Source organism: Streptomyces sp. BF23-19 (assembly GCF_041106355.1).
In the GTDB taxonomy this organism is placed as follows: Bacteria; Actinomycetota; Actinomycetes; order Streptomycetales; family Streptomycetaceae; genus Streptomyces; species Streptomyces virginiae_A.
Genome location: NZ_JBGBPT010000082.1, coordinates 1 through 24,539, shown reverse-complemented (window position 1 = coordinate 24,539; position 24,539 = coordinate 1). Strand labels below are relative to the sequence as shown.

The window sequence follows — 24,539 nt, the reverse complement described above, 5'->3', positions numbered from 1 at the left end:
GGTGAACGGAGTCCGATGCCGCAGCTGACCGACCAGGGCGCGATCGACGAAGGCGAGCGGGAGCGGACGGGGACCTGGATGACCCCGGCGGAGTACGGGGCCTCGCGGGCCGCCGTCTGGACCGCGGCCGTCGTCCTCGTCACCGACACCCGTGGCCGGATCCTCGTCCAGAGCGTCGACTACCGCGCCGACCGGCTGCTCCCCGGCGGGGCCGTGGACGCCGGTGAGGCACCGTCCGAGGCGGCCGCCCGCGAACTGCGCGAGGAACTCGGCGTCGACGGCCGCTACCCGCGCGGCCTCGCCGTGGACTGGATCCCGGCCGACACCCCCGGCTTCCCGCCCGAGATGCGCTTCCCCGGCGAGATCCTGCACGTCTACGACGGCGGCACCTGGACCCCCGACCGGATCGAGGCCGTCCGTCTCCCGGCCCAGGAGATCACCGGCATCCAGTTCGCCGAACCGGCCGACCTGCCCGACCTGATGGACCCCGGCGACGCCCGCCGCGCACTGTCCGCCCTGCGCGCCCGCGTCAACGGCTCCGGCACCGCCCTGCTGGAGGACGGCCGCCCCACCGCGCCGACCGCCCTCGACCGACTCGGGGTCCTGCGCACCCGGCGGATCCCGCTGCACGGTGCCTGGCACCCCGGCCCGGTTCCGGAGCGGCTGGCCGTACAGGACCTGTCGGCATGGCTGTTCGCCCCCGACGGCCGGGTTCTGCTGCTGATCTCCCGGGCCACCGGCGCCGCGCACCTCCCGCCCCCGACGGCCGGCTCCACGCAGGACGCCGCCCCGCTCGGCTACCGGCACGGCGAGCAGGGCGTCCATGCCCGCACCGCGGCCCGCCTCATCGGCCTCCCACCGGGCGCGGACCCGGAGTACGCACGCCTGCTGGCCACTCCGGAACAGATCCGCGAACTGAGCGACTGGGGGCGGGCGGGCGACGACGAGCTCGCGGCGGTGCACGCGGCCCGCACCCTCCTCGGCCTCCCCGTCCCCACCCGCACCCCTCCCACCGAACTCCCCGAGGGGGCCCGGCGGTGAGGTGTCGGTGGCGCCGCCTACCGTCGAGGGCATGGGATTCACCAGCGCCTGGTCGATCAGCTGCCACGAGGACTCCGTCATCGCGGACCTCGCGCCGCGGACGGTGGCGGCCATCGAGGCCGACCGCGCCTGCCCGCGGGCCCGCCGCCGTTGGGCGGCGTGGCGGCGTGCCCGGTCAGCGCGCTGTTCCACGCCCTCGGCCCCGAGCGCGCGGCCCTGCTGCCCGGCTGGTGCGGAAACTTCCTGCTGACCGCCGCCGAAGCGCGGCGTACGGCCCCGCCCCGCGACCACCGCCATGATCGGGAAATCCGGCGTCCGCGGTCCGCGGTCCCGCAGCATGGGGCCATGAGCGACAGCGCGATCACCTACACCCTGTACATCCAGGCCGATCCCGCCAGGGTCTGGCAGGCCCTCACCGAGCCCGCCTTCACCCGCCGGTACTGGGGCCTGAGCTTCGAGACCGACTGGGCGGTGGGCTCGCCGATGGACTGGGTCGAGCGGGGGGCCCGGACCAGCGACCCCGAACAGGTGGTCCTCGACTGCGTCCCGGACCGCCTGCTCTCCTACACCTGGCACACCTTCACCCCGCAGTGGGCGGCCTCGGTCGGGATCGGTGAGGAACTGCGGGCCGAACTGGCGAAGGAGCGCCGTACGAAGGTGACGTACGAGATCGAGCCCGTCGGTGACACCCTCGCCCGGCTGACCATCCTGCACGAGGACTTCGAACCCGGCGGCACCCTGATCGGCATGTGCGGCCGGGCCTGGCCGATGCTCGCGTCCAGCCTCAAGACCCTGCTGGAGACCGGGGCTCCATTGCCGCAGGCGGACCAGGAGGGGGAGCCGGAGACGGGCGAGGGCTGAGGTGTGACGCGGAGAGCCGGTACGCGTCCGCGTCCGCGCCCCCGGTCGCCCCGAACGGCCCGGCTCTCCGCGGTTCCCCCGACCCGGCCCCTGTGCCCGCACGCATCTGAGATCATGTGTACATACCAAGAATCAGGAGCGGGGAGAGAGCGCAGACATGGCACTGGAACACCACCGCGTCGTCATCACCGCCGCCGGCCGCGACTTCGGGCGTACCCTCGCCCTCCAGTTCGCGGGCAGGGGCGCCGAGGTGCACCTCTCCGCCCGCACCCTCGAAGCCGCCGAACGCGTCCGCGAGGAGATCCGCGCCCAGGGCCACGAGGCGAACCGCGTCCACGCGTACGCCTGCGACCTCACCGACCCCGCCTCCGTACGGGAGTTCGCCGCCGCGGTCGCCGCCCGCGCCGACCGCATCGACGTGCTCGTCAACAACGGCTCCCGCTACCAGCACGGCACGGACCTGCTGTCCGCCTCCGACGAGGACGTGGCCGACACCCTCGCCTCCGGCGCCACCGGCACCGTCCTGGCCACCAAGGCCTTCCTTCCGCTGCTCCTGAAGTCGGCCGAGCCGGACATCGTCACCATGGTCTCCGGCTGCGGGGAGACCGGCCACCACCGGTCCGACGCCCACGCCGCCTTCTACGCCGCCAAGAGCGCCCAGGCCGGCTTCACCGAGATCCTCTCCCGCAGGCTTCGCGACCAGGGCGTCCGCGTCATCTCCCTCTACCCGCCGGACTTCGACAACCACGACCCGCTCTCGGAGTCCTGGGAGGGCGCTCCGCGTACGGCGAAGGACCCGCTCACGGCGCAGTCGCTGGTGGACTGCATCTTCTTCGCGATCGGCCAACCCCGCGACTGTTTCATCAAGTCCTTCCACTTCGAGCAGGTCTGACGGCCACGGGGCGGACGCCGACGGGCAGTCGGTCCGCTCCCGGCAGGCCACCGGCCACGCGCGCAGCGTCCGAGCCTTTCGGGCCGCGGGCTACCGACCGGTCGGTGCGGAGGCCCTGATGCGGGCCCCGCACCGCTGAACGGCCCCTGACGGCACCCTGACCGCCGGCCGCCGATGGAGGTCGTGTGGAATGGGAGCCATGGGGAGAGGAAACGACGAGCAGCGACCCGCCACCGGCATACCGGCGCGGGCCCCGATGAACGGCCCCGACGCCGACGAGCCTCCCGAGCACTGGCGCTACGCCCGCCACTTGGAGTCCTTGGCCGCGGCTCCGGGCCCGGGTGCGGGCGCGGGCGCGCAGGCCGAGGCGGAGGTCGTGGCCGCCGTGCTGCGCGATCCCGACCGGGTGATGGCCGAGAGCGCGGTGGTCACCCATCTCGACCGGCGGGCCGTACAACTGCTGGCCGAGGAGGAGTTCCCCGCCTGGTCCCGAGCCATGGCCGTAGCCCTCGCCGGCCGGGCCTTCCCCGAGCGCCGGCTGCGGGAGTGGAACCTGCTCGAGGCCGTCACCCGCGGCGAGGCCTGGTCCGCCGAGGAGCTCACCGCCGCCTCCGACTGGTGCCAGCGCACCGCGGCCCGCCTGCTGACCTCGTACGAGGCCCTGACCCTGCTGGCCGCCGACGCCCGCACCCGCCGCGTCCGCAACGCGGCCGCCGAACGCCTGCGGCGCGGCACCGCGGTCTGAACCGTGGGTTCGGGGCCCGGTCGGCCGATCGCCCGGTCCGGTCATGCGTGAGAGCTCCACGGCGGTCCTTCGGTCGACGATGCGGACGAGTACCTCGGAACGCGCCTTCGTCCGGATGCGTGTGGTGGGGGCGGGGCCGCCGCCGGGGCGCTGTCCGACGAGCACCGCCGTGTCCGCCGGTTCCCAGGCCGTCTGCCCGCTGCCGGCGGTGATCGCGACCGGCTCGTCCGGCCACCTGTTGGACCCGTTCGAGCAGCACGGGGACCGATGCCACTGTCTGGGTGTCCGGCCGTGGGGGTGTTGCCGGTTCCGGCTCTCGGGATGCGGTCAGCGGTGCTGGGCGGCGGGGCGCCAGGTGAGGTAGCCGTCGCCGAGGAGTGGGTCCTCCCTGCCGTCAAAAATACCCCCGGGGGTACCCATGCTAGGCTCGGAATATACCCCCGGGGGTAAATCTCAGCCGAAAGGAACAACCACGTGTTCTTCATCGACACCATCGAGACCGAGGGCCTCGGCAACCGCAGCTACCTGGCGGGCGGCGCGCACACCGCGGTGGTGGTGGACCCGCCGCGCGACATCGACCGGGTCCTGGCCGCGGCCGCCGTGCGGGGGGTGCGGATATCGCACGTGGCGGAGACCCACGTCCACAACGACTACGTGAGCGGCGGCCTGGACCTCGCGCGCCTCACCGGCGCCGTCTACCTCGTCCCCGCCCAGGCCCGTGTCGCGTTCGCCCGCACCCCGGTCGCCGACGGCGAGACCGTCGAGGTGGACGAGGGCGTCACCCTGCGGGCGATGGCCACCCCCGGCCACACCCCGCACCACACCTCCTACGTGCTCCAGGAGCAGGGGGCGGTGGTGGCGGTGTTCACGGGCGGATCGCTCCTGATCGGCTCGGTGGGCCGCCCCGACCTGGTCGAGCCGCGGCTGACCGAGGCGCTGGCCCGCGCCCAGCACGCCTCCGCCCACCGGCTGGCCGCCGAGCTCCCCGACGAGACGCCGGTCCTGCCCACCCACGGCTTCGGCAGTTTCTGCTCCTCCTCACAGTCCGAGGGTGACGCCACCACCATCGGCAAGGAGAAGGGCGGCAACGACGCCCTGGTCAAGGACGTCGACTCCTTCGTCGCCGGGCTGCTGGCCGGCCTGGAGGACGTGCCCACCTACTACGCCCACATGGGCCCCGCCAACGCCCGGGGCCCCGCCCCGGTGGACCTGACCGAGCCCGCGCCGGCCGACGCCGCCGACATCGCCGGGCGCCTGGCGGCCGGGGAATGGGTGGTGGACCTGCGCAACCGGATCGCGTTCGCCGAGGGCCACCTCGCGGGCTCCTTCAACTTTGAGGCCGAGGGGAAGATCGCCACCTACCTCGCCTGGATGATCCCCTGGGGCAAGCCCGTCACCCTCCTCGCGGAGTCACCCGCACAGCTCGCCGCCGCCCGGCGCGAACTGGCCCGCGTCGGCATCGACCGCCCCGCCGCCGCAGCCACCGGCGGCCCCCGCGACTGGATGCCCGAAGGCGCAACCCCGCGCTCCTTCCCCCGCGCCACCTTCGCCGAACTCGCCGCCCACGACCCCTACCCCGACGTCGTCCTCGACGTGCGCCGCGACTCCGAACGCGCCAAGGGCTGGATCAAGGGCTCCGCGCACATCCCCATCCACCAGCTGCACCGGCGTCTGGCAGAGGTCCCGCCCGGCACGGTGTGGGTGCACTGCGCCGGCGGGATGCGCGCGGGCATCGCGGCCTCCCTCCTGGACGCCGCCGGACGCGACGTCGTCGCCGTCGACGACTCCTTCGACGCCGCCACCGACGCCGGTCTCCCCCTCACCACCACCACCGGTACCGGCACCGGCGCCGGTCACTGAAACCACCCACCGCCCCACCCCCCCCTTGAGATCGGAAGGAAGACGGATGTTCCTCTTCCGTCGCGGTACCCCCCGCGTCACCCCCGCCCAGGCCCGCGAGCGCACCGCCTCCGGCGACGCCGTGCTCCTGGACGTACGCGAGCAGGTCGAGTGGAACGCCGGGCACGCCCCCGGCGCCGTCCACGCCCCGTTCTCCCGGCTTCTCACCGGCCAAGACCTGCCCCCGGCCGCGAACGGGCGCCCGCTGGTGGTGATCTGCCGCTCCGGACACCGCTCCCAGCAGGCCGTCAAGCTCCTGGTCGGGCGCGGGGCCGACGCCGTCGACGTCAAGGGCGGCATGAACGCCTGGGCGTCTGCCTCACTTCCGGTCGTGGACGAGCGCGGAAGCAGCGGCCGCATAGCGTGAGCACCCTCCTCCTCGCCCTCGCCGCCGGGGCCGTCATCGGCCTGGCCCTCGGGGCGCTCGGAGGCGGCGGCAGCGTCCTCGCCGTCCCCGCCCTGATCTACCTCCTCGGCTTCACCCCGGCCGCGGCCACCACCGCCTCGCTGATCATCGTCACCGCCACCTCTGCGACCGCCCTCTATGCGCACGCCACCTCCGGCAGCGTCCGCTGGAAGACCGGCGCCCTGTTCGCGGCTGCCGGCATCCCGCCCGCCGTCGCCGCCGGCCTCCTCGCCGGTCGCCTGCCCGAAGCCGCCCTGACCGCGGCCTTCGCCGCGACAGCCGCCCTCGCCGCCGCGGCCATGCTCAGAACCCCCGCCACCGACCGGCAGTCGAAGCCCGTCCGCCCCGCGCGGGCCGCCGGGGCCGGGGCCGGACTCGGCGCGGTCACCGGCTTCCTCGGCGTCGGCGGCGGCTTCCTCGCCGTCCCCGCACTCGTCTCCGTCCTCGGACTGCGCATGCGGGCCGCCGTCGGCACCAGCCTCCTGGTCATCACCGTCAACTCCCTCGCCGCGCTCACCGCCCGAGCCGGCGCCCACACCCCCCTGCACTGGGCGGTCATCACCCCCTTCACCGGCGCCGCGATCCTCGGGGCCTGGGACGGCAAACGCCTCGCCGGGAAGATCTCCGGCCCCACCCTCCAGCGGATCTTCGCCGCCGCACTCCTGGCCGTCGCCGCCCTCATGCTCACCGACGCCCTCCACTGACACCCCCGCCACGACCGCACCACCCACACCACTGCCAATACCCCCCGGGGTATTGCGGTTCCCGTATCAGGGCATCACGAAGAAAAAGGACGGACCACCGCGCCATGACCAGCCCCCGCACCCTGGACACCGCCCAGGCACGCAGCCGCCTGCACGAACTGATCGTCCTTGACGTCCGCACCCCCGGCGAATACGCCACCGGCCACCTCCCGGGCGCCCTCAACATCCCCCTCGACCACCTCGACCAGGCCCTGCCCGACATCCGCGACGCCGCCGGTCGGGGCGACATCCTCGTCGTCTGGGCCTCCGGCGCGCGCTCCGAGAACGCCTGCCACACCCTCGCCGCCCACGGCGTCACCACCGCCACCCTCGCCGGCGGCACCGGAGCCTGGGCCGCAGGCGGCCATGCCCTCCACCGCCCCGAAGGTGGGGGCCGCAGCGCCTGGAGCATGGAACGCCAGGTTCGCTTCGCCGCCGGCGCCGTCGTCCTGACCGGCCTCGCGCTCGGCCGCCTGCGCCCCGCCTTCCGCCTCGCCTCCGCCGGCATCGCCGGCGGCCTGGTCTTCTCCGCGCTCACCAACACCTGCGGCATCGCCGCCGTCCTCGCCGGACTTCCCCACAACCGCCCCCGCCAAGGCGACCTCGACCGCACTCTCGCCGCCCTCCGCGACCGCTGACCCGCCCCGAACTCATACCCCCTGGGGTACCATGGGGAAGAGCACACAAGGCCAGGAGGCACCGGTGAAAGTCGACGACGACGCAGTCAACGCAGTCCTCAACCGTCTGCGCCGCGCCCAGGGACAACTCGCCGGCGTCATCGCCATGATCGAAGCCGGCCGCGACTGCAAAGACGTCGTCACCCAGCTCGCCGCCGTCTCCAAGGCCCTGGACCGCGCAGGCTTCAAAATCGTCGCCAGCGGCATGCGCCAGTGCATGAACAACGCCGACGAGAACCAGGCCCCCATGACCGAGGAAGAACTCGAAAAGCTCTTCCTCGCCCTCGCCTGACAGCCAACACGCGAACGGCCCGGCCCCGCAACAGCGGGCCGGGTCGTCCGCACATCCCACCACTCAGCCGGCCGCCGAACCCGCCGACCGCCACAATCGCCCCCGAACCTCGCCGCGCAGCGGCCGCAGGCCACCACCGGCCCCGGCACCGCCCGGCGGTCCTCGAGAAACAGCCCGATGTAGCGGACCGTGCACGTCTGGAGGGCGAAACCGGGCCGGTTGTGGTCACCATGCCTCTTCGCGATCAGCCTGCGGTCGTCGTCGAGCAAGAGGAACCGTCAGCCCCGGCCGGCGGCGGAGGATCTTCCTCCGGACCTCCGCAGCGGACCGATCACCTCCGGCTTCCGACGGGAGGCGGCGCGTGATCGGCCGGTAGACCGGCGATCGACGCCGATGGCGGCATCCGCTTCTCGGGATCCGGTGTCGGAGTGTCGGCTGCATCGGGTGCCGATCGTCCAGATGAACGGACCGGGCGACCGATGTCGTACAGCCACCCGGGCCGGATCTTCGCGGCGAGGTTCGCGAAGTCCGCCGTCAGGTACCGCGGGTCGGCAGGCTTCAGCCGGATCTGCTTCCGGTCGTCCGCCCACCAGATCTCGAAATCGCCGACCGTGCCTTCGGCCGGCCAGAGCTCGCTCCGTCGCGGCAGGAGCAGGACATCGACGAAGCCTCCGACGTCGAGGCCGATGTCCACGAAGATCCCGATCGCACCGGGACGCGGCACCTTGACGACCGTGCCCCTGAACACCTGCCCGAAGACCAGGCCTTCCCGAATCCGCTCCCACCGCGCGTCCGTCACCACGGAGCCATGATCCCACGCGCGCACCGACGCGGACCGACGCGCACCGATCGGCTGCCTCGGGCCGGGGCCCGGGGTGATGCCGGTTCCGCGAAGGCTTCGGGCTGGTCGAGGAACCGGTCTGAGCCGAGCGGTGTGCCGGAAATTACGTGTTCGCCCCGACGTTCGCGGACGTAGCCTCGGGACGTGCTCCAACTCGTCCTCGCCGTATCCGCGTTCACCGTGGCCGCCGCCGTGTACGCGGTCATCGGCCTGCGGTGGTGGCGTCGGGCCCGGCTGCGGCGTGTCGTCCTCGGGCTGGTCTCCGGCCTGGAACTGGAGCCGTACCACGCCGCCGAGTTGAGGTCCGAGGAGACCGAGGCGGCGGCGGCCGAGCTGCTCCTCGGCGAATACCTCGACATCGACGGGGAAGGGGTCGCGCGGCTGACCGAGGCGGGCCGCGACCCCGGCCGGATGCCGCCCGGCCACCCGCTGCCCGCCGCCCTGCTGGAAGCCTTACGCCGGTACGACCCCGAGCCGGTGTCGATCGGCTGCATCGGCCGGTACGACACGGAGTACCTGATCCGGCGCAGCGCGTACGCACGGGAACGGGACGCCCTGTTGCCCCGGATCACCCGGATCCCGCGGACGCCGACGCCGACGCACGACCGGGGGCGGCTGCTGGACTGTTGTGGCTGCGTGGGGATCGTCCTGCTGGTGAGTTTCTGGTGCGTGGCGGGCGTGCTGCTGGTGCCGGCGCACCCGCACGGCCTCCGGGAGTGGGCCGCCTCCGCGGTGGCCGCCGCGGGCCTCGCGGCGCTCGGCTTCGCCGAACGCGCCGACCGGGCGGTCCGCACGCGCACGGCGTGCGAGGACCCGCTGGGGGACCATGCCCGTAGGCAGGTCCATCCCGCGCTCGCGGCGCTGGACGAGCGGCAGCGGGTGCACGTCCGCCGGAGCGCCGACGACGACCGCAGGTGGCGCGGTGTCGTGTACGAGGACGACGACCCGGACGACGACGACCGGACGGACGAGGACGACGACTGGTGGGACGCCTACCACTACCGGGCCGCCGACGAGGACGACGAGGATCGCTCCGACGGCAAGCCCCTCGGCTGACCGGGCCGCGTGAAGGAGGTCCGTCCCGCGGCGCCGGCCGCTGATCGGACGCGCGGGACGGCCGAGAGCGCGACGGTTCCCCCATCTCCGGCTCCGCGTACCGCAGTTGCCGGCGGCCCGGCCTCGGGGGTGTCTTGCCGATCGATGCGGATCAGGGAGCGGTGGTCGACAAGACACCCTTGGTCCCGGACGGGTACGAGGCGCCGCACCTGCCCGCGACCACGGCCCGGACCCGGCGCATGCGCGTCGCGCCGGCGGCCCGAGACCCGAGGACACCGCACGGGATGCGCAGGGAAGCCGGAATCACATGATGATCGCGTTTACATCTCGTCACACGTCCATCCAGGGCGTAAGGTGCCGTTACCCGGCCGGGTATCAGCGTGAAAACCGATGCCACTTCGCTGGAGGACGACTCTCCGTGCCGCACGTTTCACAAGCTTCCGTCACGCCCCCCGACGGTGAGCCGACCCCGCCCGTGCCCACCACGTACGACGAGGTCAAAGGCTGGTTCTCGGCGTACGACCAAGTGCTCTTCGACTGGTTCCTGACGCGTCAGAACAGCAGCGAGGGGCAGCTCGGCGACCTGCTGGAGCTCGGCGCCTTCATGGGCAAGAGTGCGATCTTCCTCGGCCGGTACCTCCGGCCCGGCGAGGCGTTCACCGTCTGTGACCTCTTCGACTCGCCCGCGACGGACGACTTCAACGTCGCGGAGAACCGCAGCTCCTACCCCACGCTCACGCGGCGCGGCTTCGAGACGAACTACCTGGCCTTCCACGAGACGCTGCCGACGCTGATCCAAGCCCCCACGTCGGTCGTCGCCGACCGGGTCAAGCCGACGAGCTGCCGGTTCGTGCACGTCGACGCCTCGCACCTCTACGAGCACGTCGTCACGGACATCGCGTCCTCGCGTCTCGTCGCGACACCGGACGCCGTGGTGGTCTTCGACGACTACCGCTCCGCGCACTGTCCCGGCGTCGCGGCCGCCGTCTGGACCGCCGTGGTCACGGGCGAACTGCACCCCATCTGCGTCTCGGCCTCGAAACTCTACGCAACCTGGGGCGACCCGGCGCCCCACCAGGCGGCACTGCTCGCGTGGCTGGAGGAGCGCACCGACCTCTGGCACGGCGTGGACGTGATCGACGGCCGCTCCCTGGTACGCATCGGGGACGAGGGCGTGGCCGCGCCGGCGCCCCCGCAGCCGCTGCACCCCGCGCCGCCGGCGCCCGCTCCCGCCGCCGCGCGCAAGCCCGCCCCGCGCAGGCCCGGTGCCCGCTGGCGCAAGCTGGCCAAGGACCTGCTCCCGCCCGTGGTCACCCGCGCGATCGTGGCTCGCAACCGCCGCCGCAGGGGCTGAAACGGCAGGCTGACGCGTTCCCCGCACCGGATCCGGTCCGGGGTCGGCGCGGCGTACGCGGGTCAGGCCTACGCGGCTCAGGCTTACGAGGCTCAGGCGTACCCGGCCGGGTCAGACGCCCCGGCGCACGCGGGCCGCGCGGCGGGCCTCGGCCTGCTGGCGAGCCTCGATCGTCTTGCGGGACTCCTTGCCCCGGCCCGGGCGGGTGCCGATGCCGCGGAAGGCCAGGTCCGAGCCCGAGGGCTTGCCCTTGGCGTCGGTCGGCGCGGAACCCGCCAGCGGGACCCCGGAGGGAGCCTTGGCGCCGGTGATGCGGGTCAGTGCGGCCTCGCCGGACCGTACCTGCGTGATCGTCGGCCGGATCCGGGCGTCGGCGAGCAGGCGGACCATGTCCCGACGCTGGTTCGGGGTGACGAGGGTGACGACCCGGCCGGACTCGCCGGCCCGGGCGGTGCGGCCGCCCCGGTGCAGATAGTCCTTGTGGTCGGCGGGCGGGTCCACGTTGACCACGAGGTCGAGGTCGTCGATGTGGATGCCGCGCGCCGCGACGTTCGTGGCGACCAGGACGGTGACGGCCCCGGTCTTGAACTGCGCCAGGGTCCGGGTGCGCTGCGGCTGCGACTTTCCGCTGTGCAGGCCCTCCGCCCGTACGCCCATGGCCCGCAGGTGCTTCACGAACTGGTCGACGCCGTGCTTGGTGTCGAGGAACATCAGCACCCGGTTGTCCCGGGCCGCGATCTCGGTCGCCGCCGAGACCTTGTCGGCCGCGTGGATGTGGAGCACGTGGTGGTCCATCGTGGACACCGCGCCCGCCTGCGGGTCGACGGAGTGCGAGACCGGGTCCTTCAGGTACTTCCGGACGAGCTGGTCCACATTTCGGTCCAGGGTCGCCGAGAACAGCATCCGCTGTCCCGCGTGGTGCACCTGGTCCAGGATCTCGGTGACCTGCGGCATGAAGCCCATGTCACACATCTGGTCGGCCTCGTCGAGCACGGTGATCTTCACGCGCTCCAGGTGTACGTCCCGCCGCCCCACCAGGTCGCTGAGCCGCCCGGGGGTGGCCACCACGACCTCGGCGCCGGTGCGCAGGGAGCTCACCTGACGGCCGATGGACAGCCCGCCGACCACGGTGGCCATACGCAGCTTCAGGGCCGCGGCGTACGGTTCCAGCGCCTCGGTCACCTGCTGCGCCAGTTCGCGCGTCGGTACGAGGATCAGCGCCAGCGGGCGCTTCGGGTCCGCCTGCTGCCCCGCCGTACGGGCCAGCAGGGCCAGGCCGAAGGCGAGGGTCTTGCCGGAGCCGGTCCGGCCGCGGCCGAGGACGTCCCGGCCGGCCAGCGCGTTCGGGAGCGTCGCGGCCTGGATCGGGAACGGCTCCGTCACGGCCAGCGAGGCCATGGTCTCCACCAGCTGGGCGGGCAGGTCGAGCTCGGCGAAGGACTTCACCGGCGCGAGCGCGGGCTCCTTCGGCGCGTGCATCGTGAACTCACCCTGCGGGCCGAGGGTCCGGGCGGCCTTGGCGGGGGTTCGGGCACCGGCCTTGGCACCGCCCTTCACACCGAAGCGCCCATGAGCTGACGGATTCCTCATGCAGGACCTTTCGAAGCAGAAAGAAGGAGGGGAAGAAAGAAGAAGATGGTCAACCGCCCATGGTACCAGCGGGGCCTAAACCTCCCCGGCGGTCAGTTCCCCCGACCGCACCTGGGCACAGTGGGCGCGGATCTCGACCGCGGCGCGGCCGAACCAGTCGGCGATCACGGCGATCTCGTCGGGGGTGTAGTCGGCGAAGAGGGTGGCCAGCCGGTCGTACATCGGCTGGTAGACGGCGATGACCCGCGCGGCGGCCGTGGGGTCGGCCACCACCCGGACCCGGCGCCGGTCGGCCAGGTCGGGGACGCGCCGCGCGTATCCGGCGCGTTCGAGGCGGTTGAGCACCCCGGTGACGGCTCCGGTGGTCAGGTCCAGGAGTCCGGCGAGATCACCGGCGGCGAGCGGGGTCTCCCCGGCGCCCAGGATGTGCCCCAGGCAGGTCAGGTCGGTGACGTTGAGCCCGAGCAGCTGCGCCACCTCCTGCTGGCCGACGATGCCCAGGGCGACGTACTGGTCCATGCGCGCAATCGCCTCGCCGGCCGTGGCCGGGGGGCGGGTCTTGCCCTGCACCCAAATACTCCTTAGGGTCTAAGTTACTTAGTGAGTGAGATGCTTACCTCGCGAAATAAGCTTCACGCTCTCGAGCGTACTGCTGACGGTCGGACCAGGGAGAATCATGAGCGCGCACGGCCACGTAGACCTCGGCCACACGGTGGCCGGCTGGACCGGGACCACCCTGGCCCTGCTGGGCTTCGCGGGAGCGGGCGCCGCCGTGTGCGCGGCCTGGGCCCCCGGGATCTGGCTCGGCCTGGGTGCCGTGGTCGTGGCCGGGATCGTCACCTGGCTGCTGCATCTCGCCGGATGGGGCAAGCCGAGCGGACCCCGGCCCGAAGCCGACTGGGACTGGCGCACCCGGGACACCGGCGCCCACGCGGGGCATGCCGACTGCCTGGGCTGCCGCGTCGGCGGACCGCGGCGGGCCCTCGCGGCGACCCCTCGGCCTCGAACCGCCGCGTCGCTGCCCGCCGCGGACGGCGGTGCGTGAACACGCGGGCGCCGAGCCTTTCCGAAGTGACTCCCGAAGCGCCTTCCGAAGGGCCTCTTGGGGGCCTCTTGAAGGGCTTCCGAGCGATCCGCTCCCTCGTTTCGCGGACAACGCGGCCAGAAGTTCGAATGTACGGCTTGCCCCGGTCGGCCGCGTTCAGCGTGTGCTCCGGGGGACCGTTGGGCAGGATCGAGACGGCCGCGTGTGCGGCCCGCAGTGGAACGTTGTGAAGGATCAGCCAGATGGCAACAGGCATCGTGAAGTGGTTCAACTCGGAGAAGGGGTTCGGCTTCATCCAGCAGGACGACGGCGGCCCCGACGTGTTCGTGCACTTCTCCGCGATCGAGACCACCGGGTTCAAGTCGCTGGAGGAGAACGCGCGCGTCGAGTACTCCGTCTCCCAGGGCCCCAAGGGTCCGCAGGCCGACAAGGTGGTTCCCCTCAGGTAGTCCACTTCACGAGCCGAGCCCGTGACGCGAAGCCCCGCCGGTCCGCCCGGCGGGGCTTCGCGCGTTCCGGGCGGCGGCGCTACCGCGTCCGGGACGGATCCGGTCCGCCGCCGGGCCCGATCGCACGGTGGAGGGCCATCAACAGCCGCCACAGGTGGTCCGCCAAGGCCTCCGGATCCGCCCGGATGTCCTCGTGCAGCCAGTCCGCGAGGACGCCGGTGAACGCGGCGGCGACCGCCGACCCGACCAGCTCGGGGTATGGGGCGCCCACCGCGGCCCGTTCCGCCACGGCCCGGGCGCGCAGTTCCCGGTGGAGGCGCCTGCCGAGCGGGCCGTCGCCGCCCGGAAGCAGCAGGGTCCGGTAGAGCGGCGCCCGGCCGGCCGCCTCCGTCAGGAAGGCGGCCAGTGCGGCGGGGGGCCGGACCGGGGGGAGCGGTGACGGGCCGGTCTGCCAGGCGTGCAGGGCGTCGACCGCCGCGTGCACCACGTCCGCGCACGCGTCCACGGCCAGCGCGGTGAGGTCCTCGTAGTGCAGGTAGAAGGTGGCACGACCGACGCCCGCGCGGCGGACCACCGCCGAGACGCTGACCTCGGCGAGCGGCCGATCGGCGCACTCGGCCAGCAGGCTCGTCCGCAGCCGCCCCTTCGTCCGGGCCGTGCGCGGGTCCTCGGCGCGCGGGTCCTTCGTACGCGGGTCCTCCGTGCGCGGACCCTCCGTGCGCGGTTCCGCCGGGCTCACGAGGCCAGCAGCGCCGCGCCGAGGGCGAGGGCGCCGGGCAGGGCCTGGGCCACCAGGATCCGGCGGTTGGCGGTGGCCGCCCCGTAGATCCCGGCGACGATCACGCAGACGAGGAAGAAGATCTGGGTGGCGAGCGAGTCGATGACGAGCGACCAGACCAGGCCGGCGGCGAGGAAGCCGTTGTAGAGGCCCTGGTTCGCGGCGAGCGGTGCGGTGAGGCGGGCGGTGTCCGCGTCGAAGCCGGACAGCGCGCGCCCCGGGGGACGCTGCCACAGGAACATCTCCAGAACCATGAAGTACACGTGCAGGGCGGCCACGAGGCCGATCAGGATCTGAGCGACCGTGTGCATGGCCGCCTCCACTTCTCGGGGTCGGTGTACGGGTCGGTGTGCGGGGCTGCGTACCGACCGGTATACCGGTCGGTATTTCCTGGACAACTGTACAGGAAGTACGGCTGTCGGACCTCGCGGCTACGCTGGCCCGATGAGCGAGCAGGCACCCCTGCCGAAGCCCACCGGCGCCGCCGTCGGAGCCCCCGACATCGACGGGGCCGTGGCCGCCACCGCCGCCCGCCTCACCGGGCCCGTGCTGGGCAACAGGTTCGACGTCAACTTCGGCTTCTCGGGCATGGAGAAGCTCGCCGCCCAGCTGCGCGACGTCCGTACCAGGACCGGCTGGGAGCGGCGTTTCGGCTCCCCGGAGGCGTTCCTCGCGGGGACCCGGCGGCTGTACGCGTGCCTGGAGCAGGAATGGACCGCCCCCGGCGCCAGCCGCCCGCTCTACGCGGACTTCCTCGACCTTGCGGGACGGCCGGAGGCGGCCGCCCTGTTCCGCGACTCGGCCGGCAACTGGTCCCGGCTCGCGGAGCCGGCGCGCGCGGCCGACCCGGACGCGGGCGCCTCCGGGTCGCGCGCCCTCTTCGACGAACTCGCCGCCCTGGTGGACGGCTCCCTCGCCCTGGAACGCCGGGCCGTCACCCTGCTCCGAACCCCGGTGCTCAGAGGTGGGCGTCCAGGAACGCGCGGAACTCCTCGCGCGTCATCGGTCCCGCCTGGCTCGCGACCGCCTCGCCGTCCTTGATGAGCACGGCGGTCGGGGCGCCCGTCACCCCGTAACGCCTGGTCGGCTCGGGGCAGCGGGTCATGTCGGTGCGGACGGCGGTGAACCGTGTGCCGTACTCCTCGGTCAGCTCCCCGACGACGACGTCCATCGCGCGGCACGCCTCGACGGCCTTGGGCCAGGTGCCGCAGAAGTACGCGAGAACGGGTCCGGTCGTCATCGAGAGGATGAAGTCGAACTCCTGGTTCTCCAGTGGCTGGTGCACCCGACGTGCCATACGTGTCGCTCCTCGCTCGTGCGCCTCCCCGGATCGGGAGGGCGGCCCCCATCATCGCCGCCGCACCGGACCGCGGCCGCCGGGGCCGTTGTCAGTGGTGGCTGTGAAGCTGAGCGGTATGGACGACAGGATGCTCCGGCGCCGGGTCTACGGCGCCGACCACGAGGACCCCGACCCCGGACCGCGATCCGGACACACCTACGGCGAGCTGGTCGGCGGGCCGCTCGACGGGCTCCTCCTGGACATCACCGGCTGGAGCGCGCCCCAGCTCGCGGAGGAGGCCAGGCTCCCGACGGAGATAGGACGCTACGGAGCGGGCGGCCGCGCCCACTACCGCCGCCGCACGGGGGACCCGGGCCACTGGGACTGGACGGGAGACAGCCGCTGACGGCGGGGCCCGCCCCGTCGGGACCGGCGCGGCCGCGGGCGGGGCCGCGGGCTCGGATACGGGCTCGGCGACCGGTCCGGCGACCGGTCCGCCGGTCCGCGACTTCAGGCGTCCCGGCTCACCTTGCGGGCCCAGAGCACCAGCGGTACCTGCAGGGGCAGTCGGCCGAGCGTCACGGCCCGGGCGCGGGGGGAGCCGTGGCGCGCGTCGACGGCCATCTTCACGTTCGCCGGGAACACGCCGACGAAGAAGGCCGCGGTGGCCAGCGCGGCCACCCGGCGGGTGCGCGGATGGGCGACCCCGACGGCGAGGGCCAGTTCGGCCGCCCCGCTCGCGTACGTCCACGCGCGCGGGCTGCCCGGCAGCGAACGGGGCACGGTCGCGTCGAACTTCCCGGGCGCGGCCGCGTGGGCGACCGCCGCCGTGGCCAGCAGGCCGGCCAGCAGGAGGGGGGAGGAGGCGCGGGGCATCGGGGGGGTCCTCTCGAAGGGGTCCGGGGCCGCGATCCTACTCATGAGTAGCCGCTGAGTGGCCGCTGGTGCGGTCGAGCGGCCGGAAGATCGGGCCCCGCGAGAGCCGGCCGTGACATCCCGGTCCGGCCGCCCGAACGCCCTGGTCCGGGCCACCCGGGTGGCCCGGATCTACGGTCGGACGGGGGGTCGCGGTGGCCGCCCCGGGAAAATCTTCGAAGAATTTCCCGGAGGCTGTCGATCCGGGCGTCTCCCGTTCGACGCAAGGGTGAGAGGCGGGGAGAGCCCCCGCCCTCCCGACCGAGGAGTCACCATGCCGCGCTTCCTGACGATGATCCGCATCAACGAGCAGGACCTGCCCGCCGACACCGCCTTCCCGCCCGAGTTCGAGCAGCGCATGGGCGCCCTCCTGGAGGAGATCACCAAGGCCGGCGTCATGCTCGACACCGCCGGACTGCTCCCCACCTCCGAGGCCACCCGCCTCAGCTGGTCCGGCGGGAAGATCAGCTACACCGACGGCCCCTTCACCGAGACCAAGGAGGTCGTCGGCGGCTACTCCCTCAGCCAGTGCAAGGACAAGGCCGAGGCCATCGAGTGGACCCGGCGCTTCCTCGAGATCCACCCGGTGGAATGGAAGATCAGCGCCGAGGTCCGGGAGATCCAGGAGATGTGATCCCGCGCGCCCGCGCCGCGTTTGCCCTGCCTCGTCACGGCTGCTCTGATGGGTGGCCGTGACGGCAGTGAGTGCGGCCCAGGCGGTCGAAGCGGTGTTCAGGATCGAGTCCGCGCGGATCATCGCCTCGGTCGCCCGTGTCGTACGGGACGTGGGCATCGCCGAGGAGATCGCCCAGGACGCCCTCGTCGCGGCGCTGGAGCAGTGGCCGCGGGCGGGGGTCCCGGACCGGCCCGGCGCCTGGCTCATGACCACCGCCAAGCACCGCGCGATCGACCTCGTCCGCCGCAAGGAGACCTACGCGCGCAAGCTCGCGGAGGTCGGCCGGAGTCTGGAGGACGTGCCACCGCCCGCCGAGCCGGCCGACCCCGAGGACATCGACGACGACCTGCTGCGCCTGATCTTCACCTCCTGCCATCCCGTCCTCGCCACCGAGGCTCGGATCGCGCTCACCCTGCGCCTGATGGGTGGGCTCACCACCCAGGAGATCGCCCGCGCCTTCCTCACCTCCGAGGCCACCGTCGCCCAACGCATCGTCCGGGCGAAGCGGACCCTGGCCAAGGCGGGGGTGCCCTTCGAGGTCCCGTACGGTGCCGACCGCGAAGCGCGGCTCTCCTCGGTCCTGGAGGTCATCTACCTCGTCTTCAACGAGGGGTACTCGGCCACCGCAGGCGACGACCTCGTCCGGCCCGCCCTGTGCGAGGACGCCCTGCGCTTGGCCCGCGTACTGGCGGCCCTGATGCCCGAGGAGCCCGAGGTGCACGGCCTGGCCGCGCTGCTGGAGTTCCAGGCCTCCCGGATCGCCACCCGCACCGGCCCCGACGGGGCACCGGTGCTGCTCGCCGACCAGAACCGGTCCCGATGGAACCGCATGCTCATCCACCGGGGCGCCCGGGCGCTGGGCCGGGCCGGGAACGGCCCGTACTCCGTCCAGGCCGCGATCGCCGGCTGCCACGCGGCGGCGGTCCGCTACGAGGACACGGACTGGCCGAGGATCGCCGCGCTGTACGGGCGGCTCGTCCAGCTGATCCCGTCCCCGGTGGTGGAACTCAACCGGGCGGTGGCCGTCTCGATGGCCGAGGGCCCGGCGGCGGCCCTGCCGCTGGTCGACGCCCTGGCCCGGGAACCGGCCCTGCGCGCCTACCACTTGCTGCCGAGCGTACGGGGAGACCTGCTGGAGCGGCTGGGCCGGAGCGAGGAGGCCCGAGCGGAGTTCGAGCGCGCGGCCTCCCTCACCCGCAACGCCCAGGAACGCACACTGCTGCTGGGCCGTGCGGCCCGCCTCTGAGCGGCGACGCGCTCCGGTCGACATACCGCGCCCATCTTTGGATGGTGCGGGTCCCCAGGGTCAGCGCCCCGGCGGCCGGGCCGCGGGCAGCGGCCCGACCGGCCTGGCCCCGGGGCCGAAGCTCAGCCGCGGCGGGCGAACGCCGCCATGTCCAGCGGGGTCCGTACGGGCCGTCGCGGCGCGGTCAGCGCGATGGGCCGACGGAATCCGCCGGACCGGGAGATCTCCTGCACGGTGAGGCGCAGCGCCTCCTGGAAGTCGCCCAGGGTCCGGCGGGCCGCCGGGGTGTCGACGTAGAGGGAGTTCATGTGCAGCCCCTCCGTGTCCCGTTGGAACCAGGAACAGGCCCCGTTGGCGCGCCCCGACCACACATGGGTGGTCGGCCGCCAGTCGTCGTGGCGCTCGGCCCCGGGACACTTGCGCATGTCGATGTACGAGAAGAAGTTCACCGGGTACGGCCAGGAACGGGCGGCGAACTCCTCGGGCGCCAGCAACTCCCACGCCCGCACGAACGGCACGTCGAGATGGCGCATCATCTCGCCGAAGCCGGCCCGCACCGAGGCCATGACCTGGGCGAAGTCCCGGCCGGGCGAGGCGTCGAACTCGATGGGCAGGGTGTTGACGAACCAGCCGACCGAATGCGCCCAGGTGTCCCTGCCGCGCTCACTGACCGGCATCAGACCGCGGTAGACGCCCGGGCCGCCGGCCTCGCGCAGACAGACGGCGACCGAGGCGAGCACCCCCATGAACGGCTTGCCGTCGACCGCCAGACACGTCTTCTCGAACACCTCGGCCTCGGCGGCGTCCAGGAGGGTGGAGGCCTCGTTGACGATCGGGTACATCCGGCCCGGCTCGACGCCCAGGTCGAGGGGGAAACGCGGGAAGAACTCGCCGGCCTCCCCCATGAACGCCTTCCAGTGGTCGAGGCGTTCGTCGCGGGCGTCGATGGACAGGTAGCGCCGGCGCTGCTCCTCGGCGAAGTCGAGATAGCTGGGGGCGGGCGGCAGCTCGACGCGCTCGCCGCGGCACAGGGCCTCGTACCCGGTCGACACCTCGCGGGCCACGATCGGCATCGACATGCCGTCGCAGACGATGTGGTCGAAGGCGAGGTAGACCGTCGCGGAGTCCTCGCGTTCCACCGCACCCATGACGAACAGCGGCCAGGAGAGGGTGTCGATGCTCCGCTTGAACCGTTCGACGAGGAACGCGCGCAGCAGGTCGGAGGTCTCGAAGGTGGCCACCTGCTGGGGTTCGAGGGTCAGTGAGGCGGGGTCGAAGGGCTCACAGGCCACCTCGCCCGCCAGGCGGCGGAACGCACACCGCAGGACCTCGTGCCGCTGGACGAACGAGAGCAGGGACTGCGCCAGGGCCTGCTCGTCCAGCGGGCCGGCCACTTCGAAGGTCACCGCGACCCAGGACGCGACCGGGTCGTCGGCGGCCCTGCTCTCCTCGGCGACGGTGAAGTGCTTGTCCTGGTTGAAGGACGCCTTCCTGCCCACCGGGTCACCCGTCTCGGCGGCCTCCGCCGCCGTGGACCTGAGCCGCCACTCGACCACCCGGCCGGGTGCCATGTGGTGCATCTCCAGAGGAAACTGCCGCATTCCGTCATCCCTTCGCCCCCGAGTCAACCCCCAGGCCCTAACGACCCCCGGCCCGGGGAAGTGACGAATTCGCTCGGTCCGGTCCGGCAGCGGGGCGTCAGCGGGAGTTCACGGGGGGTTCAGGTGGGCGGCCAGGGTCATGGCGGTTGCGGGTTCAACCCGCCCCGGGGCACGGCCTATTCGGTGTGCAAGGCCGACGCGATCGTCATGCGGGCGGCCGAGCGGGCCGGAACCAGCGCGCCGAGGACGGCGGTCACGACCCCCGTCAGCAGCAGGATGGCCACGAGCGGGGCGTCCCAGACGGCCTTCATCGACTCCGGGAAGCTGACCACCCCGACGTTGTCCACGACCAGCCGGTGCGCGATCAGTCCGAGCGGGACCCCGAGCAGCCCGCCGACCGCGCCCACGCCGGCCACCGAGGTCACGGTCATCGCCACCACCTGCCGCGGGGTCATCCCGATCGATTTGAGCATGCCGAGGTCCCGGCGTCGCTCCCGGACGCTCAGCAGGACGGTGTTGAAGACGCCGAGCGCCGCGACGATGCTGAGCAGGACCGTGAACACCGACGAGAAGGCGACGACGGTGATGGTCCCGGCGTTCCGGCCGTCCAACACCGACACGCGCAGGTTCGGGTCGATCGCCTCGGCCGCCTCGACGTACGCCCGTACGTCCGCCCCGACCGCGAGGCGCACCTCGTACTCGGCGGCGCGGGCGTCCGGCGACAGCTGGGCGAAGGTCTGCCAGGTGGCGTCCAGGGCCAGCGCGTTGCCCTCCACGAGCTCACCCACGACGGTGGCGGCCACCTGCCTGTCGTTCAGCGTCAGGGTGACCCGGTCGCCGACCTTCAGCCCGCGCTGGGTCAGGAAGGCGGGCCCGGCCGTGATCTCACCGGCCGCCCGGGCCTCCCGGCCCCGGGCGATCCGGTCCGCGGCCGAGGCGTTCTCCTCCCCGCGGTAGAAGTTGGCGAAGACGGGCCGGTTCTGCCCGATCAGGCTCACCTGGGCCAGCCCGCGGGCCCGCACTCCGGTCGCGTGGGGCAGGGACCGCAGCCGTTCCTCGGTCGGGCCGTCACCGAGTACGGGAGCGGGCCGGCCGTTGAGCGGTCCGCCCACCTCCACATGGACCCGGGCACCGTCGCCGCCCCGACCGGCTTCGCCGAACGCGAGCATCGTGCTGGTCAGCCCGGTCGCCAGGGTCACCGTCGTGACCCCGAGGACGATGGCCGCCATGGTCAGGAGCGTGCGGCCGGGCCGGGCGAAGGGCTGCCCCAGGCCCAGGCTGACCGGACGCGGCAGCCGGCTGCCGCCGAGCAGGCGCTGGATGCGCAGCCCGCGCCCGGTCCGCGGCACGCCGCCCGCGCTGATCGCCCGGGCCGCCGGGAGCCGGTGCGCCCGTAGCGCGGGGATCAGGGCGGTGAGGAGGACGAGAGTGGGCATCCCCAGCAGACAGACGACGGACACCCACGCACCGACGTCGCCGACGGCGGCCCCGCCCGTCTCGACCCCGGCGAACGCGACCCTGAGGACAGGGCCGACCAGCGCGTTGCCGAGCAGGGTGCCGAGGACGGCGCCGACCACCGCGGGCACGGCCGTCATCGTCAGGTACACGGCGACGACCTGGTTCGGGGTGAAGCCCAGCGCCTTGAGCACACCGATGTGCCGGTACCCGGACACCACCGCCCCGCTGACGACGTTCCCGACGATCAGGGCGGACACCAGGAGGCCCAGGACACCGAACAGCGTCATGAAGGGGAGGTAGGCATCGGCCAGTGCCGAGAAGGCCTGCTTCAGGGCGAGATGCGTCTGCGCGCTGGTCAGCGCCCCCTCGGGCAGCTCGGTGGTCGCCCCGGCCAGCGCGGACGCCAGCTGTGCGTCCGTCGAGGAGTGCGTGAAGCGGTAGAGCATCTGCGCGGCGGACGGACGCATGGCGGTCATCTGCTCGGGCGAGACCCACGCACCCGCCGACCTGCTCATCGAGGCCGCGACCCCGACGACCGTCAGCGGCGCGGATCCTGGTACCTCCAGCCTGGTTCCCAGGAGTTGGGGTCCGGGTGAGCCCTCCGAGGGCCAGCCGACGACCAGCTCGCCGGGCGCGGTCGCCCAACGGCCCTCCAGCAGCTCGATCCGGTCCACCGGGCCCCCAGGGTCCGCCCGGCCCACCACGGTGAGGGAGCCGCCCGCCATCCACAGCCAGCCCGCGGGGACGGCCAGGACGCTCTGCCCGAACGGCCCCGCCGCGGCCTCCACCCCGGGCTGCCGGGCGGTCCGCACGAGCTGTTCCGGCGACGCCTTCGCCGTGTCGAAGGTGGCGACGGTGTGTGGGCCGCGCTGGGCGGCGTACGCCTTGTCGAAGGGGCTGGACGCGGCGTCGAGCAGCCCCAGCGCGAGGAGGACGGTGGTGGTCGAACAGAGCACGACGAGTCCGATCACGAACGTCTGGAGCCCGCGCCGGCGCACCGCCGCGCGCGAGGCCCGCCACACGGCGCTCACGCGGTCGCCTCCAGCGCGCTCTGCCGGGCGACCCGGCCGTCGGCGACCTCGACCAGCCGGCTTGCGCACCGGGCGGCCAACCGTGGGTCGTGCGTGACGATCAGCAGGGTCTGGCCGATCTGGTTGAGATCGATCAGCAGGTCCATCACCTGCTCGCCCGAACGGCTGTCGAGGGCGCCGGTCGGCTCGTCCGCCAGCAGGAGCGCCGGACGGTTCATCAGGGCCCGTGCCACGGCGACCCGTTGGCGCTCACCGCCGCTGAGCGTCGCCGGATAGGTGTTGCGGCGGTCCGCCACGCCGAGCTCGTCGAGGAGTTCCAGGGCCCGACGGCGCGCCTGCCGGGCCGGGGTGCCCGTCAGCTGGGCGGCCAGGGCCACGTTGTCCAGGACCGGCAGGTCGTCGATCAGGTTGAAGAACTGGAAGATCATGCCGATGTGCCGGCGCCGGAAGAGCGCCAGCCCGGTCTCGTTCAGCGTCCCCAGGTTCTGGCCCTGCACCTCGACCGTTCCCGAGGTCGGCCGGTCGAGCCCGGCCACCATGTTGAGCAGGGTGGACTTGCCGCAGCCGGACGGGCCCATCACGGCCACCGCGTCCCCGGCCCGGATCTCCAGCGACAGACCGTCCAGGGCCTTCGCGTCGCCGTACTCCTTGCGCACACCCTCCAGCCGTACGACGACCTGCCGTGCAATGTCATGATCAGTTGTCATGGCCCGAACCTAAGGCGGAGCCCGCGGGTGGGGCGTCGGCCCCCGGATGTAACCGTACGGGCAGGTCATCCTGGGGATGTATGCCGGCCGTCCGGCACAATGGCCTCCAGGCTTACGGGGCGGGGGAGTTCGAGATGGGGCTGATCATCGCGGTGGTCGCGGCCTGCGTGTCGGCGGCCGTGGCCGGTGTGCTCGGGGAGGCCCTGCGGAGGGCCCGGCGCGGCCACCGCGTGACGCTGGAGGAACGCGGCTGGCTGCTGGAACGGGAGCGCGAGGGTGCGGCCCGCAGCGCCGTCGACGCCGAACGGGCCAGGATCGCGGCGGAGCTCCACGACATCGTCAGCCACAACGTCAGCCTGATGGTGGTCCAGGCCGGCGCCGCCCGCGAGGTGCTCGCCACCATGCCCGAGGAGGCCGCGGCGGCGATGGGTGCCGTGGAGCGGGCCGGGCGGCACACGATGACCGAACTGCGGCACCTGCTGGGCCTGTTGGCCCCCGCACAGGACGGCGCGGACGAACCGTACGAGGCCACCGCCGCCGACCGGCCGGCGCCGCAGCCCAGCCTCGCCCGGCTCAGCCCGCTGATCGACAGGTTCGCCTTCGCCGGGCTCCCGGTGGAGGTCCGGATCTCCGGAGAGCCGCGCCCGCTCCCGGCCGGGATCGACGTCACTGCGTACCGGATCATCCAGGAGGCGCTCACGAACGCGCTCAAGCACGGGGACGGAGGCCGGACCGAGGTGACGGTGCGGTACCAGGAGCACGCGCTGCGCGTGGAGGTGCTGGGCAGCGGACCCAGCGTGCTGACGGGGGACGCGCCGGGGTCCGGGCCGGGTGCGCGCGGCGGCCCGACCGGGCCGAAGGCCGAGGGCACCGGGCGCGGACTGCTCGGCCTGCGCGAGCGCGTCGCCGTCTACGGCGGCGACCTCGACGCCCGCCGCCGCCTCGGCGGCGGTGGCC

Annotated in this window: 28 protein-coding genes and 2 pseudogenes; 19 read left to right on the top strand and 11 right to left on the bottom strand. The window is 73.3% G+C overall.

Annotation, left to right across the window (positions count from 1 at the left end):
* The first annotated feature begins 15 nt into the window (after positions 1-15).
* From AB8A24_RS34295 to AB8A24_RS34250, 10 genes and pseudogenes are all read left to right on the top strand, one after another.
* Positions 16-1,041: an NUDIX hydrolase gene (locus AB8A24_RS34295; RefSeq protein WP_328964699.1), complete on the top strand. Its 1,026-nt coding sequence runs from the start codon at positions 16-18 to the stop codon at positions 1,039-1,041.
* 345 nt (positions 1,042-1,386) lie between these two features.
* On the top strand, positions 1,387-1,902 hold the full coding sequence (locus AB8A24_RS34290; protein WP_030722893.1) for an SRPBCC family protein: 516 nt from the start codon (positions 1,387-1,389) through the stop codon (positions 1,900-1,902).
* A 157-nt stretch (positions 1,903-2,059) separates the two neighbouring features.
* Entirely contained in the window at positions 2,060-2,794 is a 735-nt protein-coding gene (locus AB8A24_RS34285) for an SDR family oxidoreductase (RefSeq protein WP_369478446.1), read from the top strand.
* 22 nt (positions 2,795-2,816) lie between these two features.
* A pseudogene (locus AB8A24_RS34280) lies at positions 2,817-2,933 on the top strand (GNAT family N-acetyltransferase); the annotation flags it as partial.
* A gap of 60 nt (positions 2,934-2,993) precedes the next feature.
* Positions 2,994-3,539 (top strand): hypothetical protein, encoded by a 546-nt coding sequence (locus AB8A24_RS34275; protein ID WP_328964701.1) that lies wholly within the window; start codon positions 2,994-2,996, stop codon positions 3,537-3,539.
* Between the two features lie 474 nt (positions 3,540-4,013).
* The gene (locus tag AB8A24_RS34270) at positions 4,014-5,399 is read left to right on the top strand and encodes an MBL fold metallo-hydrolase (protein ID WP_328964702.1); all 1,386 of its coding nucleotides are present in this window, start codon (positions 4,014-4,016) and stop codon (positions 5,397-5,399) included.
* 46 nt (positions 5,400-5,445) lie between these two features.
* Entirely contained in the window at positions 5,446-5,805 is a 360-nt protein-coding gene (locus tag AB8A24_RS34265; protein WP_328964703.1) for a rhodanese-like domain-containing protein, read from the top strand.
* Positions 5,802-6,548, top strand: coding sequence for a sulfite exporter TauE/SafE family protein (locus AB8A24_RS34260; protein WP_369478445.1), 747 nt, complete (start codon positions 5,802-5,804; stop codon positions 6,546-6,548). The genes AB8A24_RS34265 and AB8A24_RS34260 overlap by 4 nt, the downstream gene beginning before the upstream one ends.
* A gap of 104 nt (positions 6,549-6,652) precedes the next feature.
* Positions 6,653-7,225 (top strand): rhodanese-like domain-containing protein, encoded by a 573-nt coding sequence (locus AB8A24_RS34255; protein WP_369478444.1) that lies wholly within the window; start codon positions 6,653-6,655, stop codon positions 7,223-7,225.
* A gap of 64 nt (positions 7,226-7,289) precedes the next feature.
* Positions 7,290-7,556, top strand: coding sequence for a metal-sensitive transcriptional regulator (locus AB8A24_RS34250; protein WP_369478443.1), 267 nt, complete (start codon positions 7,290-7,292; stop codon positions 7,554-7,556).
* Positions 7,557-7,696: 140 nt separating this feature from the next.
* Here the strand turns inward: AB8A24_RS34250 and AB8A24_RS34245 are convergent.
* Together AB8A24_RS34245 and AB8A24_RS34240 are read right to left on the bottom strand one after the other, a co-directional pair.
* A pseudogene (locus AB8A24_RS34245) lies at positions 7,697-7,825 on the bottom strand (DUF4158 domain-containing protein); the annotation flags it as partial.
* Positions 7,826-7,887: 62 nt separating this feature from the next.
* Positions 7,888-8,250 carry a hypothetical protein gene (locus AB8A24_RS34240; protein WP_328964706.1) on the bottom strand — a complete coding sequence of 121 codons (363 nt, stop codon included), beginning with the start codon at positions 8,248-8,250 and terminating at the stop codon, positions 7,888-7,890.
* 291 nt (positions 8,251-8,541) lie between these two features.
* Here AB8A24_RS34240 and AB8A24_RS34235 point away from each other — a divergent pair, with 291 nt between their 5' ends.
* Together AB8A24_RS34235 and AB8A24_RS34230 are read left to right on the top strand one after the other, a co-directional pair.
* The gene (locus AB8A24_RS34235; protein ID WP_328964707.1) at positions 8,542-9,453 is read left to right on the top strand and encodes a hypothetical protein; all 912 of its coding nucleotides are present in this window, start codon (positions 8,542-8,544) and stop codon (positions 9,451-9,453) included.
* Positions 9,454-9,928: 475 nt separating this feature from the next.
* Positions 9,929-10,807 (top strand): class I SAM-dependent methyltransferase, encoded by an 879-nt coding sequence (locus AB8A24_RS34230; protein WP_328964708.1) that lies wholly within the window; start codon positions 9,929-9,931, stop codon positions 10,805-10,807.
* Positions 10,808-10,918: 111 nt separating this feature from the next.
* On the opposite strand, the gene AB8A24_RS34225 is transcribed toward AB8A24_RS34230, so the two are convergent.
* Positions 10,919-12,286, bottom strand: a complete 1,368-nt coding sequence (locus AB8A24_RS34225; protein WP_328966084.1) for a DEAD/DEAH box helicase — start codon at positions 12,284-12,286, stop codon at positions 10,919-10,921.
* Positions 12,287-12,472: 186 nt separating this feature from the next.
* Entirely contained in the window at positions 12,473-12,967 is a 495-nt protein-coding gene (locus tag AB8A24_RS34220) for a MarR family transcriptional regulator (protein WP_328964709.1), read from the bottom strand.
* Between the two features lie 106 nt (positions 12,968-13,073).
* On the opposite strand from AB8A24_RS34220, the gene AB8A24_RS34215 reads away from it, so the two are divergent.
* On the top strand, positions 13,074-13,442 hold the full coding sequence (locus tag AB8A24_RS34215; protein ID WP_328964710.1) for an HGxxPAAW family protein: 369 nt from the start codon (positions 13,074-13,076) through the stop codon (positions 13,440-13,442).
* A gap of 242 nt (positions 13,443-13,684) precedes the next feature.
* Positions 13,685-13,891 carry a cold-shock protein gene (locus AB8A24_RS34210; protein WP_030722872.1) on the top strand — a complete coding sequence of 69 codons (207 nt, stop codon included), beginning with the start codon at positions 13,685-13,687 and terminating at the stop codon, positions 13,889-13,891.
* A 79-nt stretch (positions 13,892-13,970) separates the two neighbouring features.
* Here AB8A24_RS34210 and AB8A24_RS34205 read toward each other — a convergent pair whose 3' ends face one another.
* Both AB8A24_RS34205 and AB8A24_RS34200 read right to left on the bottom strand, forming a co-directional pair.
* On the bottom strand, positions 13,971-14,528 hold the full coding sequence (locus tag AB8A24_RS34205) for a TetR-like C-terminal domain-containing protein (protein ID WP_328966085.1): 558 nt from the start codon (positions 14,526-14,528) through the stop codon (positions 13,971-13,973).
* 98 nt (positions 14,529-14,626) lie between these two features.
* Positions 14,627-14,980: a DUF1304 domain-containing protein gene (locus tag AB8A24_RS34200; protein ID WP_328964711.1), complete on the bottom strand. Its 354-nt coding sequence runs from the start codon at positions 14,978-14,980 to the stop codon at positions 14,627-14,629.
* A gap of 133 nt (positions 14,981-15,113) precedes the next feature.
* Between AB8A24_RS34200 and AB8A24_RS34195 the strand changes: the two genes are divergently transcribed.
* On the top strand, positions 15,114-15,710 hold the full coding sequence (locus AB8A24_RS34195; RefSeq protein ID WP_328964712.1) for a DUF4872 domain-containing protein: 597 nt from the start codon (positions 15,114-15,116) through the stop codon (positions 15,708-15,710).
* Here the strand turns inward: AB8A24_RS34195 and AB8A24_RS34190 are convergent.
* On the bottom strand, positions 15,628-15,966 hold the full coding sequence (locus AB8A24_RS34190; RefSeq protein ID WP_266387422.1) for a co-chaperone YbbN: 339 nt from the start codon (positions 15,964-15,966) through the stop codon (positions 15,628-15,630). The genes AB8A24_RS34195 and AB8A24_RS34190 overlap by 83 nt on opposite strands.
* 118 nt (positions 15,967-16,084) lie before the next feature.
* On the opposite strand from AB8A24_RS34190, the gene AB8A24_RS34185 reads away from it, so the two are divergent.
* Positions 16,085-16,354, top strand: a complete 270-nt coding sequence (locus AB8A24_RS34185) for a hypothetical protein (RefSeq protein ID WP_328964713.1) — start codon at positions 16,085-16,087, stop codon at positions 16,352-16,354.
* Between the two features lie 104 nt (positions 16,355-16,458).
* Here AB8A24_RS34185 and AB8A24_RS34180 read toward each other — a convergent pair whose 3' ends face one another.
* The gene (locus tag AB8A24_RS34180) at positions 16,459-16,824 is read right to left on the bottom strand and encodes a hypothetical protein (RefSeq protein WP_328964714.1); all 366 of its coding nucleotides are present in this window, start codon (positions 16,822-16,824) and stop codon (positions 16,459-16,461) included.
* 313 nt (positions 16,825-17,137) lie between these two features.
* Between AB8A24_RS34180 and AB8A24_RS34175 the strand changes: the two genes are divergently transcribed.
* Both AB8A24_RS34175 and AB8A24_RS34170 read left to right on the top strand, forming a co-directional pair.
* Positions 17,138-17,497 carry a YciI family protein gene (locus tag AB8A24_RS34175; protein ID WP_030722852.1) on the top strand — a complete coding sequence of 120 codons (360 nt, stop codon included), beginning with the start codon at positions 17,138-17,140 and terminating at the stop codon, positions 17,495-17,497.
* Positions 17,498-17,564: 67 nt separating this feature from the next.
* Positions 17,565-18,785, top strand: a complete 1,221-nt coding sequence (locus tag AB8A24_RS34170; RefSeq protein ID WP_328966086.1) for an RNA polymerase sigma factor — start codon at positions 17,565-17,567, stop codon at positions 18,783-18,785.
* A 122-nt stretch (positions 18,786-18,907) separates the two neighbouring features.
* Here AB8A24_RS34170 and AB8A24_RS34165 read toward each other — a convergent pair whose 3' ends face one another.
* The 3 genes from AB8A24_RS34165 to AB8A24_RS34155 form a co-directional block, all read right to left on the bottom strand.
* The gene (locus tag AB8A24_RS34165) at positions 18,908-20,386 is read right to left on the bottom strand and encodes a condensation domain-containing protein (protein ID WP_369478442.1); all 1,479 of its coding nucleotides are present in this window, start codon (positions 20,384-20,386) and stop codon (positions 18,908-18,910) included.
* A gap of 176 nt (positions 20,387-20,562) precedes the next feature.
* Entirely contained in the window at positions 20,563-22,875 is a 2,313-nt protein-coding gene (locus AB8A24_RS34160) for an ABC transporter permease (protein ID WP_328964716.1), read from the bottom strand.
* The gene (locus AB8A24_RS34155) at positions 22,872-23,582 is read right to left on the bottom strand and encodes an ABC transporter ATP-binding protein (protein WP_328964717.1); all 711 of its coding nucleotides are present in this window, start codon (positions 23,580-23,582) and stop codon (positions 22,872-22,874) included. Before AB8A24_RS34155 ends, AB8A24_RS34160 begins: the two co-directional genes overlap by 4 nt.
* A 134-nt stretch (positions 23,583-23,716) precedes the next feature.
* On the opposite strand from AB8A24_RS34155, the gene AB8A24_RS34150 reads away from it, so the two are divergent.
* The coding region (locus tag AB8A24_RS34150; RefSeq protein WP_369478441.1) for a sensor histidine kinase at positions 23,717-24,539 on the top strand (823 nt) is incomplete at its 3' end.